The 12,958-nt window shown below is 49.9% G+C and carries 10 protein-coding genes; 9 read left to right on the top strand and 1 reads right to left on the bottom strand.

The features are described 5' to 3' along the window. The first annotated feature begins 103 nt into the window (after window positions 1-103). The 8 genes from AB1690_01195 to AB1690_01160 all read left to right on the top strand — a co-directional run bounded on the left by AB1690_01195 (window position 104) and on the right by AB1690_01160 (window position 9,551). Complete coding sequence (locus tag AB1690_01195; protein ID MEW6013916.1) at window positions 104-1,597, top strand: DNRLRE domain-containing protein; 1,494 nt, start codon at window positions 104-106, stop codon at window positions 1,595-1,597. Between the two features lie 69 nt (window positions 1,598-1,666). Then, window positions 1,667-2,587, top strand: a complete 921-nt coding sequence (locus tag AB1690_01190; protein MEW6013915.1) for a tetratricopeptide repeat protein — start codon at window positions 1,667-1,669, stop codon at window positions 2,585-2,587. A 111-nt stretch (window positions 2,588-2,698) separates the two neighbouring features. Continuing rightward, the gene (locus AB1690_01185) at window positions 2,699-3,532 is read left to right on the top strand and encodes a penicillin-binding transpeptidase domain-containing protein (protein ID MEW6013914.1); all 834 of its coding nucleotides are present in this window, start codon (window positions 2,699-2,701) and stop codon (window positions 3,530-3,532) included. 287 nt (window positions 3,533-3,819) lie between these two features. Beyond that, the gene (gene nadE / locus AB1690_01180) at window positions 3,820-4,833 is read left to right on the top strand and encodes an NAD(+) synthase (GenBank protein ID MEW6013913.1); all 1,014 of its coding nucleotides are present in this window, start codon (window positions 3,820-3,822) and stop codon (window positions 4,831-4,833) included. Between the two features lie 20 nt (window positions 4,834-4,853). After that, a complete protein-coding gene (locus AB1690_01175; protein MEW6013912.1) occupies window positions 4,854-5,117 on the top strand; it encodes an acyl carrier protein in 264 nt (87 codons plus the stop codon). Window positions 5,118-5,170: 53 nt separating this feature from the next. Continuing rightward, window positions 5,171-6,757 carry a class I adenylate-forming enzyme family protein gene (locus AB1690_01170; GenBank protein MEW6013911.1) on the top strand — a complete coding sequence of 529 codons (1,587 nt, stop codon included), beginning with the start codon at window positions 5,171-5,173 and terminating at the stop codon, window positions 6,755-6,757. A gap of 22 nt (window positions 6,758-6,779) precedes the next feature. Further along, entirely contained in the window at window positions 6,780-7,895 is a 1,116-nt protein-coding gene (gene nadE / locus AB1690_01165) for an NAD(+) synthase (GenBank protein ID MEW6013910.1), read from the top strand. Between the two features lie 144 nt (window positions 7,896-8,039). Further along, a complete protein-coding gene (locus AB1690_01160) occupies window positions 8,040-9,551 on the top strand; it encodes a Wzz/FepE/Etk N-terminal domain-containing protein (GenBank protein MEW6013909.1) in 1,512 nt (503 codons plus the stop codon). 33 nt (window positions 9,552-9,584) lie between these two features. Here the strand turns inward: AB1690_01160 and AB1690_01155 are convergent, their stop codons facing one another. After that, window positions 9,585-10,145, bottom strand: a complete 561-nt coding sequence (locus AB1690_01155; protein MEW6013908.1) for a GNAT family N-acetyltransferase — start codon at window positions 10,143-10,145, stop codon at window positions 9,585-9,587. Between the two features lie 398 nt (window positions 10,146-10,543). On the opposite strand from AB1690_01155, the gene AB1690_01150 reads away from it, so the two are divergent. Next, a partial coding sequence (locus AB1690_01150) for a PAS domain S-box protein (protein MEW6013907.1) occupies window positions 10,544-12,958 on the top strand: 2,415 nt, incomplete at its 3' end.

Genomic DNA, 12,958 nt, shown 5'->3' with positions numbered 1-12,958 from the left:
TATGCGAGCACGAGTCCTATCTGCAGTGACCATGGGGGTGTTATTACTCCACGGTTGCGGGGATAAGGGGACGGAGGGGGAGAAGGAAATTCGGAAGTGGTCGGTGTCGGGAACAGTGGTGCGGGTGCAGACGTCGATTCCGGTCATAAATGCCAGAGTGATATTGGGGCAGGACAGCACGGTGACAGATAGCGCGGGGAAGTATCTGTTTGCGGAAGTGGTGGAGGGGGTGTATCCGATATCGGTGATGTGCGACAGTTTCGGGTATTACCATGACAATATCACAGTCAAAAGAGATCTAATTTATAATGTGCCGCTGGTGCCGGCGGTGAGGTTATTCGGGAAAGTATATGACCATTTGATGCAGCCACTCGGCGGTGCGATAGTTGAAGCTGGTGGGATAGTGGACACGACGCAGGTTGACGGGGGCTACCAGTTGCCGAATGTACCAACGGGAAATAGAGAATTATCCTGCTACCATCCGGAGCATTATCGATTCGTGGTCACAATTAATATCCCTTCAGTTCCATTTGAATTCAATATCTACCTGTATCCGGCGGCCAACCTGTTTGGAATCGTCTATGGCGATTCAGGGCGGCCGCTTTCGGGAGCGGTGGTTTCGGTTGCGGGATTGGGTGATACATCCGGGCAGTGGGGAGGATATGAGTTAAAGGAAGTACCGCTTGGTCACCAGAGCTTGAGTTGTACACATCAAGATTATTTCGACCATACAGAAGAAATCGAGGTTACAATGGCGCCGACCAGGGTAGATGTAGTTATGGACAATCTGGTAAACCTGATCGGGACGGTGTCAAATCAATATTACGGATTAGTTGCAGGCGCGGAAATATCTATAGCAGGATTGAAAGACACATCTGATTTGAACGGACATTATCAGTTCCGAAATGTGCAGCTGGGGTTTCAGGGGATAACCTGCACGCATCCTCAATATTTCTTTGCGCCGGATACCATTTCCATAACTCAGAGCCTGAAGATATATGACATTAAGATGCTTCGGGCGGTGAAAGAGACGCTGTATGTGGAGGAAGATGTGACATTGGAAGCTCACCTGCAGGGATTTCGAGATGATTGTGGCGGTCTTGGGGGAGTGGCTACTTCTTATCCTTATGCTGAAAGACTCGACATTTATGGAAGTAGCTGGATTGAATATCCTTATCCTGATGACCATTATTTTTATTATCGCTACTGCGAAATCGAGCGGTTCTATGTCAAATTGCCGTTTAGACAGAAATCCGATGCCTTTATTTCAGCGGAATTTTTGCTATATTGCTTTGGCGGGGACACCAGGGTTTGGTATAAATTCACGGAATCCGATTGGGCCGAAAGTACACTGACTTGGAGTACGCAACCTGCAGATGCAGATCAGCACTTTTCGTACTTTGAACCATCTGCTGGCTCAGAAATCTCAATTGATCTGACCAGTATTTATGAAGACCTCGAATATCATATGCCAGCACTGTTTTTTTGGGCCGGGGTGCCTAACCCTTGGGAACTCGACGCTTGGGCCAGTTTTGCTTCCAGCGAGAACGCCGATTTGAGCAAGCGCCCCAAGGTGATAATAACTTCATTGTACTAGACTTTGCTCGATTTAAAACCGAGCTGGGGGCGCTGTATAATCCGTATAAATTTGAAAAAGGAGGTGTAAATGAAGAGGGTTAAAGAAGGTGTTATGTCGATGGCGGTTATTGTGATGTTGGGTGGTTGGGGAATGAAGGCTGAAGCGAAAGATGTTGCGAGCCTGCTTCAGGCGGCGGACTCGGTTTTCGCGCTGAAGGAGTGGGAAAGAGCGGCGAGTTTGTATGAGGCTGTCACGGAACAAGATTCAGCGAACGGGAACGGATGGTACGGGCTGGCGGTTGCATCGCATTATGCGGGAGACTGGGAGAGAGCGCTGGAGGCATATGAAAAGGCGGCGCAGCACGGGAGATCTCCCTTGATTTCACAGTACAATATGGCCTGCATATATTCGGTAAGGAAGGATACCTCTAAAGCAATAGAAATGCTCTACCGGGTTATAGACGGGGGATATCCGACAGCCAATTATCTCAAGAATGACAGCGACCTGGCGGCAGTGCGGGCGCATAAGGAATATGAGCAACTTCTGCATCGGGCGGACAGCGCCATGAGCCCGTGCGAGTACAATCCGCAGTGCCGGGTATTTGATTTCTGGGTCGGTGACTGGGAAGTGAGAACGACGAGTGGGGGAGTGGCGGGACATAATCGGATTGAAAAAACGCTTGACGGGTGTCTCTTGATTGAAAACTGGGAATCTGTCAGCGGCGGCACGGGGAAGAGCGTCAATTATTATGACCCCTCGGTGGGGAAATGGGTGCAAAACTGGGTCGATTCGCGGGGGAATGTAATACATTATGTTGGCGGGATGGAGGAAGGGTCGATGAAGTTCGAGGGGTATAACTATGCGCCGGACGGGAGCAGGGAGCGGTCGCGGATGTCATTTACACCGATGGAGGAAGGGAAGGTGAGACAGTTGATAGAGCAGTCGACCGATGAGGGGAAGAGCTGGTATATCTGGTTTGAGGGGATATATTCGCCGGTAAAGAAGTGAGCGAGCAGGCGGGCGGGTCTACCGCGCAGAAGTTTAAAGTTGCAGAGATGTGAAATCTGCCATATCATTTTCGGAACTGGCATGGAATATGAATTCAATTGAGGGATGCAGATGAGTTTTGGAAGAAAGATTTCGACGGGGCTGTTGTTTGTCTGCTTGTCGGCAAGCGTGGTATTCGGGAGCGAACCGATAGATTTTGACGGGATATTCGGAGGGACGGAAGGGGGATTTGTGCTATATGATATGAAACATGATTCATATGTCCGCTACAACGAGTCGCGCTGTTCGACGCGATTCACGCCGGCATCGACTTTTAAGATTCCCAACGCCCTGATTGCTCTGGAGACCGGGATTGCCGGCGACAGCGATTTTGTGATAAAATGGGACTCTATCCGTGACCCGCGACAGGAATGGTGGACCGGATTTTTCGAGGTCTGGGCGCAGGACCATACGTTGAAAAGCGCTATCAAGTATTCGGTGGTCTGGTATTTCAGGGAACTTGCCCGAAGAATCGGGAAAGAGAATTATGAGAAATATCTAAAGCAGTTCGCCTATGGCAATCAGGATATATCGGGAGGGGTCGATAAGTTCTGGCTCAGCTCAACTTTGAAAATTTCGCCGGACGAAGAGGTGGCATTCCTGAAAAAATTATACAAGAAGGAACTGGGGATTTCGGAGCGGTCAACAGATATTCTGAAACAGATGATTGTTCTGGAGGAGGGTGACGGGTACCGCTGGAGCGGCAAGACCGGCGGCGGGGAGCTTCCTGACGGCAGAGCGGTAGGATGGCTGGTGGGATTTCTGGAGACGAAGGATAATGTCTGGGTCTATGCGCTGAACATTGAGGATGAGAGTTTTGAGAAAATGGCGCCGAAAAGACTGGCGATAACCAGAAGGGTTTTCGAGGAATTGGGATTGATAGGGGAAAAGAGGAAGTCGGAGTGAGATTTCCGATGATACCGATATTGGGATAGAAAAGTCCGTTTTGGAGAATTAAGTGGGGGTTGCAAAAGTGGTGGGGATTATGCCCCAAAGAGGGGATTGCGATTCAAGAGTTCCCCGTATAAGCCGATATAGTATATCAAGTTAAATATGGGGCAGAACGCTCCGGATTTGTCGGAAAAGAGTCAGATGAGAGGAATTTGAGACTTGCTAATTTTAAAAAAAACTTTAGTTTTCCGGCGACTTTTGCGTAATGGTATCATAAGAATTTTCACTTGAGGGATATCAAATTGAAATTCAGTAAAGAGAGTTTGAAGATTAATGCCGCTAAAGTGACCGATGAGTTGTGCGAAGTAATACTTCATCAGATACGCGGCATCATGAAAAAGAGCGGGGCGGTGGTGGGAGTTTCCGGCGGGATTGATTCCTCGGTAACGGCGGCGCTCTGCGCCCGGGCGCTGGGACCGCAGCGAGTGTTGGGGGTGATGATGCCGGAGAAAGAATCCTCCGGAGAAAGCAAAATTCTGGCGGAGAAACTGGCGAAGAAGTTTGGATTTGAAGTGATACTTGATGAGATTACCGGCGGTCTGGCCGGGATGAAATGCTATGAAAGACGGGATGAAGCTATCAGGCGGGTTTTCCCGGAATATGGACCGGGCTGGCTGACCAAGATAACAATTCCCAGCAAAATTACCGAGAAGGATACCTTCAACTTCTTCAACGTAACGATTGAAAACGAGGCAGGGGAAAGCAAATCGAAGCGGATGCCGCTGGATGTTTATCTTCAGGTGGTGGCGGCCTCGAATCTCAAGCAGAGACTTCGGATGACCACGTTATATTATCATGCGGAGAAACGGAACTGGGCGGTGGCAGGGACCGGCAATAAAGACGAGCATATGCAGGGCTTTTTTGTGAAATATGGCGACGGCGGCGCCGATTTAAAACCGATAGCGCATCTATTCAAGGTGCAGGTTTATCAATTGGCGGAATATCTGGGTGTGCCGGAGGAGATTATCCGGAGGACGCCGACCACAGATACCTACAGCGCCGAAGTGACCCAGGAGGAATTTTTCTTCGGGCTGGATTTCGAGCATATGGACCTCTTGTGGTATGCGATGGAGAACAAGGTGCCGGCAAAGACAGCGGCAAAGGAGCTGGGGATGACTCCGGAGCAGGTGGAGCGGGCATATTTCAATATCGACCGCAAGATAAAAGCGACGGAATATTTAAGAATGGAGCCGCTGGAAGTTAAGATGGCAAAGAAGAAAGCGGCGGCCGGCAAAGGCAAAAAGAAAAGTAAATAACAATAGATAAGGGTAGAACGATGGCAACTGTTGACGAAAAGAGCATTAAAGAAAAGGTCCGTAACTTTATAACGGAAACATTTCTTATAGGCGATGAGAAGAGCAAACTGAAAGACGGCGATTCCTTCATGCACAAGGGAGTGATTGATTCCACCGGAGTGCTGGAACTTGCCAGTTTTGTCGAATCGGAGTATAATTTCAGCATCGACGACAACGAGATGATTCCAGACAATCTCGACTCCATCGAAAATCTGACGAAATTTATAGCCCGCAAGATCGGGTGATGATGAAGGGCTGATTTCCCAGCCCTTTTATCATTCATCGATGAAATCAAGAAATGAAATTATTCGATACTCTTGAAAGAAGCGCCCGGGTTTTTCCGGAGAAGCTGGCGGCGACATACCTGGAGCGGTCGGTTACGTATCGTGAATTGTACGGGTCGTCGCTGAAAATGCGTCAATATCTGGAAAGCCGCGGATTCAGCCGGGGAGGACGGGCGGCGATTCTTGTCGAAAATTCGCCGGAGTATCTGACGGCGTTTTTTGCAGTTACCGGCGCGGGACTGGTGGTGGTGCCGGTGGATACCTCATTGAACCCGGAGAAGATAAATTTCATTCTCAACGATTGCGGGGCGGAATGTCTGATAATTCAGTCAAAATATGAGCGTCACCTGGAGAAGATACTCGCGGGGAATACCGCTCTGAAAGAGTTAATTTCAGACCGGGGATTTCGGGGGTATTCCGGAACGCTGTCACACCGAACGATGGCGGAGATTCTGCAGGGAACGGAGCTGTCGGCCGAAATGGACAACTCCTGGCAGGGCAAGGTTCGATATCTCGAATATAATCTGGAAAAGGAGTCATCGGAAGCGCCGACCGAGCTGGCGGCGATATTTTATACGTCAGGCAGCACCGGACAGCCGAAAGGGGTAATGCTCTCGCACCGGAACTTGATTTCCAACACCATTGCCACAGTAGAGTATCTGAAGCTTACCCCTGACGACAGTGTCATCGTTATATTGCCGTTTTATTATATTTATGGCAATTCGCTGCTTTTGACCCATATCCTTTGCGGGGGACGTTTGGTAATCGACAATCGTTTCCTTTATCCGGAAGTGGTTCTGGATACAATGGAGCAGGAGAGAGTGACCGGATTCTCCGGGGTGCCGTCGAATTTCATGATACTTCTAAATAATTCCACTTTTGCCACCCGCAAACTGGAGGCGCTTCGGTATTTCACACAGGCCGGCGGCGCCATGGCTCCGGAAGTGGTGCGACGGTTGATGGCGACTTTTCCACATAAAGAGATTTATATAATGTACGGTCAGACCGAGGCAGCGCCACGGGTATCGTACTGCCCGCCGGATAGACTCAAAGACAAGGTCGGCTCAATCGGAATTCCGGTGCCGGGGGTGCAGATAAGAATTGTCAATGATGATGGCGTGGAGGTGCCGACCGGAGAAGAGGGCGAGATAGCGGTATTCGGCGATAATGTAATGCTGGGGTACTGGAATCAGCCGGAAGAGCAAAGCCAGGTGCTGCGCAACGGGTGGCTGCATACCGGCGACCTGGCGCGGAAAGATGAAGAAGGGTATTTTTACATTGTGGGGCGGAAGAAGGAGATTATTAAAGCGGGGGGAAACCGGGTCAGCGCCAAGGAAGTGGAAGAGTGCATTCTGGAGAACGAGAAAATCGCCGAGGCGACTGTCTTCGGGGTGAAAGATGATATTCTGGGTGAGGCAATAAAGGCGGTTATTGTTTTGAAGGAGGGAGCGACCGCGGATAAAAAGGAGATTCAGGTGTACTGCCGGGCTAAATTGGCAGATTACAAGATACCGAAGTATGTCGATTTCGTAGAGGCGCTTCCCAAATATAAATCGGGCAAAGTAAATAAACTTCAATTGATAAATCAAAGTGGCAGATAAATAGAATTGGAAAGGAACAGGTATGAAGTTCGACAAGGAATTACTTCGTATCGACCCGGTCAAAGAAGCCGAAATTGCGATTGAGTTCATGCGCAAGGCGGTGAAAGGGGTCCCGAAACGGGACGGGATAATTGTCGGCATCAGCGGTGGTATCGATTCCGCAGTAGTGGCATCACTGGCGGTGCGGGCGGTAGGCAAGGAAAATGTGCTCGGATTGATTTTGCCGGAAAAGGATTCAAATCCGCAATCGGCGGAATTCGCCAGGAAACTTATCGACAAACTGGGGATTGCGCATCGCACTGTCGATTTGACCCAGGTGGTGGAGAGTTACGGGGCATATCGGAATCGGGATGAAGTTATAAGAAGCATCTTCCCCGAATATGACAGCGCCACCCACAAGTTCAATATTCATCTGCCGCAGAATCTTCTCGAGGTTGACCGCTTCAATTACTACACTCTGCGGATTGACGACGGCAGAGGGAACCAGAAAGAGAAACGTCTGGGGAAGAAGGAGTTTCTGGCGATAACGGCGGCGGCGAATGTCAAAATTCGCGCCCGAATGATTGCCCTTTATTACTGGGGCGACCAGAACAATTACCTGGTGGCAGGCACGACCAATAAGACCGAGTTTATCCTTGGCGACTATTGCAAGTATGGCGACGGCGGAACCGATATCGAAGGGGTCTGCCATCTCTACAAACTTCAGATTTATCAACTGGGCGAGTATCTGGGGGTGCCAGAGGAAATCATGAAAAGGACGCCAACCCCGGATACTTTCAGCCTCACGGTGTCGGATAAAGACTTCTATTTCTGTTTGCCTTTTGAAATTCTCGACCCGCTACTCTTCGCCTGGGAATATAAGATTAATATAAGTGATGTCGTCAAGGGTTTGGGGCTGTCCAAAGAGCAGGTTCTTCGGGCATATCGCGACTTTGAGTCAAAGCATACGTCGACTGAGCATATTCGTCAGCTGGCGCTTTCAATGGAGCGAGATTGGGGCCGTTACCTGAAAACAGGCAGAACGCAGCCGGCAAAGAAGAGCGCCGCGACGAAGAAGAAAGCGACAAAAGCGGCCGGGGCTAAGCCCAAGAGCAAGGCGAAAGGAAAAGTGAAGCCCAAGGGGAAGAAGAAAAGGTAAGGGGAACCAGGCAAGATGGTAAAGGGTTGTCAAATATAGCGCTTGACAACCCTTATTTATGAAGATTGATTTGTTTGAAACCGACGGACGCTTGTTGCATAGAATATATATCAAGGTATATGTTAATCTGGGAAAAAGGCGGATATGGATAACGATAAAACCAAGAAGTCTCTGGACTTAAGCGACATTTTTGCCATTGCCTGGAAGCGGAAGTGGCTTATTTTCATTCCGCTGGTTCTGGTGGCGATTTCGGCGTACGCCGGTTCTTATCTGATTACGCCGGAGTATCAATCTTCGGTTATCATTTGGTTTGGAAACCCGGTTCAGATGACAGACCAATTGCGGCGTATGGTAGGCGATGCGACTGATGTTCTGGGGAGCGAACGTCATCGGTCGGAAGAGCTGAAAAGTATGCAGAACGAGGTGACGTCATCGCCGTTCTTGAGGCAGCTGGTGCAGAATCTCCGATTAGACCAAGACCCCTCGCTGGACAAGAAGGTCGCCAAGATGCGGGCATCGCGACCCGATATGAGCCCGGAGCAGATAAAATTTGAGGTTTTGGCCGATGAACTGCGTGACAGGATTTTTGTCAATTTTGCCGGATGGGAGCAGGTGAGAATTTCGGTCCTGTCAACCAGTCCAAGGCTGGCGCGCGATATGGCTCAAAATCTGGGGGAAATACTGATGACGGAGAAACGTCGTCAGCAGTTGGGGTCAGTCCGTCTCTCCCAGGATTTTACCTACGACCAGTTGTCCAAGTATGAAAAAGACCTGCAGGACAAGATTGACGAATTGACGGAATTCCAGAAGAAATTCATGGGGTATCAGTTAAATGAGATGGTAGTTTCGGATTCCAATCGCAAGGCGATTACTTCGGAAATCGAAGGGACCAACATTGAAATAGAAGAGAAGAAGGACGAAGAGAGAAGGTTGCTTGCTAAACTGGTCGACATTCCAGCGACGAAACTGACTCTGGAAGAATCAAATAACCTCAAGAGAATCAAGGCGGAAATTCAGAATTTGCTGGTCTCGGTCGCCAACCTGATGCCAAAATATCGCTGGTCGGACCCGGAGATCTTGAATTTTAAAACCAAGCTGTACAGCTATATCGGCACTCTGGAAGATGAGCATCGCGAGCTGGTGGAGCAGCAATTCGCCAGTTACGACAAGGCGACCCGCGATAATATAGCCCGGCTGTTCAATGTGCGCGCCGACCTCGATGTACTCTATTCGAAGTCTAACAATCTGAAACTGGCGTTGGCTGATTTGACCGATAAGATAAATTCCATACCGGCATATCAGGCAAAGCTGGACCAGTTGAATCGTGAGATAAATGCGGCGCGGGAACTCCGCGACCGATTCAAAGAGCAACAGGAAAGTTCGCAGATATCACAGGCGCTGCTTCAGGAAGCGCAGTTTAAAGTAGTGGAGCCGGCCAAAGTTCCGTTATCACCGGTGAAACCGGACCGTCTCAAAATCCTGATTATGGGGATTTTTGTCGGACTGGCGCTCGGCGGAGGAGCGGCGCTTCTGGCAGAACTTCTGGATAATTCGCTCAAGAGCATCGAGCAGGTTGAAGAATTTGTCGGATATCCGGTGCTTGGCGTAATTCCGGAAATAAATTCTATAAAGAATGCGGCAAAAGTGAAGGCTTAATCGGGTAACCGCTTTTCCCCTCGCGCAACCGATTTATTTTTTTCCGGGCGTTTCAATCAGATATCTCATAATAGGCCTCCCGGGAGACCGTCGAGCAACCTCCCGGAATCCGGCTTTTCGGAAGGCGGAAAGTAATCCGGTAAAGACGAAAACGTCCGGCTGATTGCTTTTGGGGTCGGTGGGATAACCTTCGACGGCGACGGCGCCGTTGCGAGCGGCCAGTTCGACGGCGGCCTTAAGCAGAGCCGAAGTGACCCCGAGACGTCGATACGGCCTGGCGATAAAGAAGCAAACGACCGACCATACAGGAAGGTCATCAACTCTTTTTAGAATTCGGGATTTTTCAAGCGCGATATATTCCTCACGCGGGGCGACGGCACACCAGCCGATAGGCGTCTTGCCCAGATAAGCCAGCAATCCGGGACGTTTGCCCTGCTCCACAAGTGCCTTCAATGCCCTTTTATTGCCTTCCCCTTTTTGAGCCAACCAGATAGAGCGCTTTAATCGCCACCACATGCACCAACAACCGGCGCAAGCGCCCCGCTCGCCGAATAGTCTGACCAGGTCATCCCAGCGGCCCGGAGTAAGGGGCATAATACGGAGCCCCTGGAGACTCGCGGATTTATTTCTAATTTCTTTTTTCATCTAAGCTGACCAAGCCAAATGCGATAGAATATTAAGAGCAGATTATGGCACTGTTTGACTTTTTATGCAATCACAAAGTGGGAATTTGGCAGATTTTTCGCAGAGAGCGATATCCGTTCCTGGCGCGGAAATCGGTCAAGAGACCCCAGAATATCGCGATTTTGCCAATTCATTGTGACGCAATAGAATAGAGAATCAAGCGGAAAAGTCGCAACTGGAGATTAGTGGGGATTTGCCGATAATATCGATATCGTTTGGTTGAGGAGGATAAGGTAATAATGGGGGCGAAAAAGAGGCGGGATTTTGTCGATTTTCACGAGAATGATTGTCCTACTGAATAAACAAAGATGAAGACACAGGTTCGCTTAACGGTTTTAATCTTGTCGCTTGCCGGATTTTTCCTGCTTGGTCTCTCGGTAACGCGCCATTACGACAATAAACGGGTGGAGCTGATTGCCCAGGAGCAGGCGGATGAGCGGACTAATCTTCTTGATATGGTGCTGGAACTGGAGGGGCATGCGTCACAGACATTCGCCTATGATTATAGTTTCTGGGACGACATGGTGCGATTCGTGAGAGATCCCGACAGCAGCTGGGCGCGGGAGAACCTGGAAGCGGCGCTGACTACCTACAATTCTAACGCGGTTTGGGTACTGGGAAGAGATTTTTCTCCGGTTTATTTCTTGAGTAACCTTGATTCCTGCGCTCTGATGGTTACCCCTTTTTCTGACATAGAGCTTGCCCGGGTTTTTTCGAGGGGATGGTTCTGTCATTTTTATCTGAAGCATGAAAACGCGCTTTTGGAGATATTCGGGGCGCCGATACAGCCATCGAGTGACTACTTAAGAGTCTCAACACCGCTGGGATTCCTGATGGTTGGAAAGGCATTAGACAGCGAATATATGAAGACACTGGGGGGACTGACAGGCAGCAAGATTGCGATAAGACTCGACGGGGAAGAGGGGGGGCTATTTGAAAAATCTGGAACGGAGTCAATCGCTTTTTCCAAACCTTTGCGGAGCCACACGGGTGACACTATTGCCTGGCTGGAGGGGGTTCATGACTCAGAAATGCTGCGGGAATTGAACGCTGCCAATGTGAGGAATTTTTATCTTCTGGCGGCGTTTGCGCTGGTCAGTTCCGCGGCAATTTTCGCGCTTCTGGTGTTTTGGGTGGGGCTTCCGCTGCGACAATTGACCGCGAGCCTTCGTTTAGGCGATGAATCGCCGGTGGAAAAACTGCGCTTGAAGGACACTGAATTCGGACATCTGGCGCGGCTTATCATCCATTACTTTCGCCAAAATGAAGAACTGGAAAAAGAGATTATTGAAAGAACCAAGATAGAGAAAGAATTGAGGGCGACGGCGGCGAAATTTACGGCTCTGGCGGATGAGCAAAAAGTGCTTCTCGAAAACGCCCGCGATTTTATTTACCGCCACGATACCAATGGCGTCTTCTTTTATACCTCACCATCGGTCACGCAAACCACCGGATACACCTCGGAGGAATGGGAAACGCATTATACCAAATACCTGACGGACAATCCGATTAACAGAAAAGTAATCGAATACACCGAAGCGACTTTGAAGTCGGGACAGGCGCATCCTCCCTATCTGGTGGAGATATATCATAAAGACGGTCGCCCGGTGCTGCTGGAAGTCAACGAGCAGCCATATTTCGAACGGGGAAAAGTTGCCGGCATTGTCGGGGTGGCGCGCGATGTCACCGAAAGGAAATTGATTGAAGAACGTCTCAGGGAATCAGAAGAGAAATACCGCTATCTCATTGAAAATATCTCCGACGGTGTGGTGATATTTGATTTACAGATGGATGTGCTTTTTGCAAACCGGACCGCCTGCCAGATATTCGGCTATGAGGCGGAGGAACTGACCGGGATGCCGCTGCGGGAAATCGTGGCGGAAGAACATTACGGCAAAATGGCGCGCGAACTTTCCAATCCCCATGAGAAACGAGAAAGCCGTTATGAGGCGGTCATATGCAGGAAGGACGGCGGTCGGCGGTATGTACTGGTGGCGGGGAAGCCGCATGTCGACAACAGCGGCGATATTATCGGCAGTCTCGCGGTTTTCAGTGATATTACGGAAGTCAAACAGGCGGAAGAAGAAAAGCGGGTACTTAACGAAAAACTGGAGCATGCCAAGAAGATGGAATCGCTGGCGGTGCTTGCCGGCGGCGTGGCGCATGACTTGAATAATATTCTGGGTCCGCTGGTGGCGTATCCGGAGATGATACTGATGGGGCTTCCTGCCGACAGCCCGATTAAAAAGAAAGTCGAAATGATGGGTCGTTCGGCGCGGGAAGCGGCCGATGTTATCCAGGACCTGCTGTCGCTTGCCCGCCGGGGAAGATATGAGATGACCTCGCTGAATCTGAACGATGTTGTGAGCGAATTTCTCGACTCTCCCAGTTATCAGACCCTGGTGTCGCGCAATCCGAATGTCTATGTGGAATTGTCGCTGGGACGTGAAATCGGTCCTATTTGCGGCTCGGCGTCACATCTGCTTAAAGTGGTGATGAACCTCATAATCAATGCCTTTGATGCCATGCCCAACGGGGGACGGCTGCTGATAGAAACCGCTCAGGAGTATTTAAAAGCGCTTCGGGGAGGGCATAACAAGATTGAGCCTGGGGATTATGTGATTTTCCGCGTAAAAGATACCGGAATCGGAATCGACCCGGCTGATATCAGAAAGATTTTTGAGCCGTATTATTCGAAGAAAAAGATGGGCTCCAGCGGGTGC

This window comes from Candidatus Zixiibacteriota bacterium (assembly GCA_040753495.1).
GTDB lineage: Bacteria > Zixibacteria > MSB-5A5 > GN15 > PGXB01 > DYGG01.
The sequence above is the reverse complement of the archived record's forward strand: the minus strand, read 5'-3'. Positions and strand labels throughout refer to the sequence as shown.

Excerpts from the sequence above, each read along its gene's own strand:
- AB1690_01175 (MEW6013912.1), top strand. The coding sequence starts at position 4,854 with ATGGCAACTGTTGACGAAAAGAGCATTAAAGAAAAGGTCCGTAACTTT.
- AB1690_01185 (MEW6013914.1), top strand. The coding sequence starts at position 2,699 with ATGAGTTTTGGAAGAAAGATTTCGACGGGGCTGTTGTTTGTCTGCTTG.
- AB1690_01190 (MEW6013915.1), top strand. The coding sequence starts at position 1,667 with ATGAAGAGGGTTAAAGAAGGTGTTATGTCGATGGCGGTTATTGTGATG.
- AB1690_01160 (MEW6013909.1), top strand. The coding sequence starts at position 8,040 with ATGGATAACGATAAAACCAAGAAGTCTCTGGACTTAAGCGACATTTTT.
- AB1690_01155 (MEW6013908.1), bottom strand. The coding sequence starts at position 10,145 with ATGCCCCTTACTCCGGGCCGCTGGGATGACCTGGTCAGACTATTCGGC.
- nadE (MEW6013910.1), top strand. The coding sequence starts at position 6,780 with ATGAAGTTCGACAAGGAATTACTTCGTATCGACCCGGTCAAAGAAGCC.
- AB1690_01170 (MEW6013911.1), top strand. The coding sequence starts at position 5,171 with ATGAAATTATTCGATACTCTTGAAAGAAGCGCCCGGGTTTTTCCGGAG.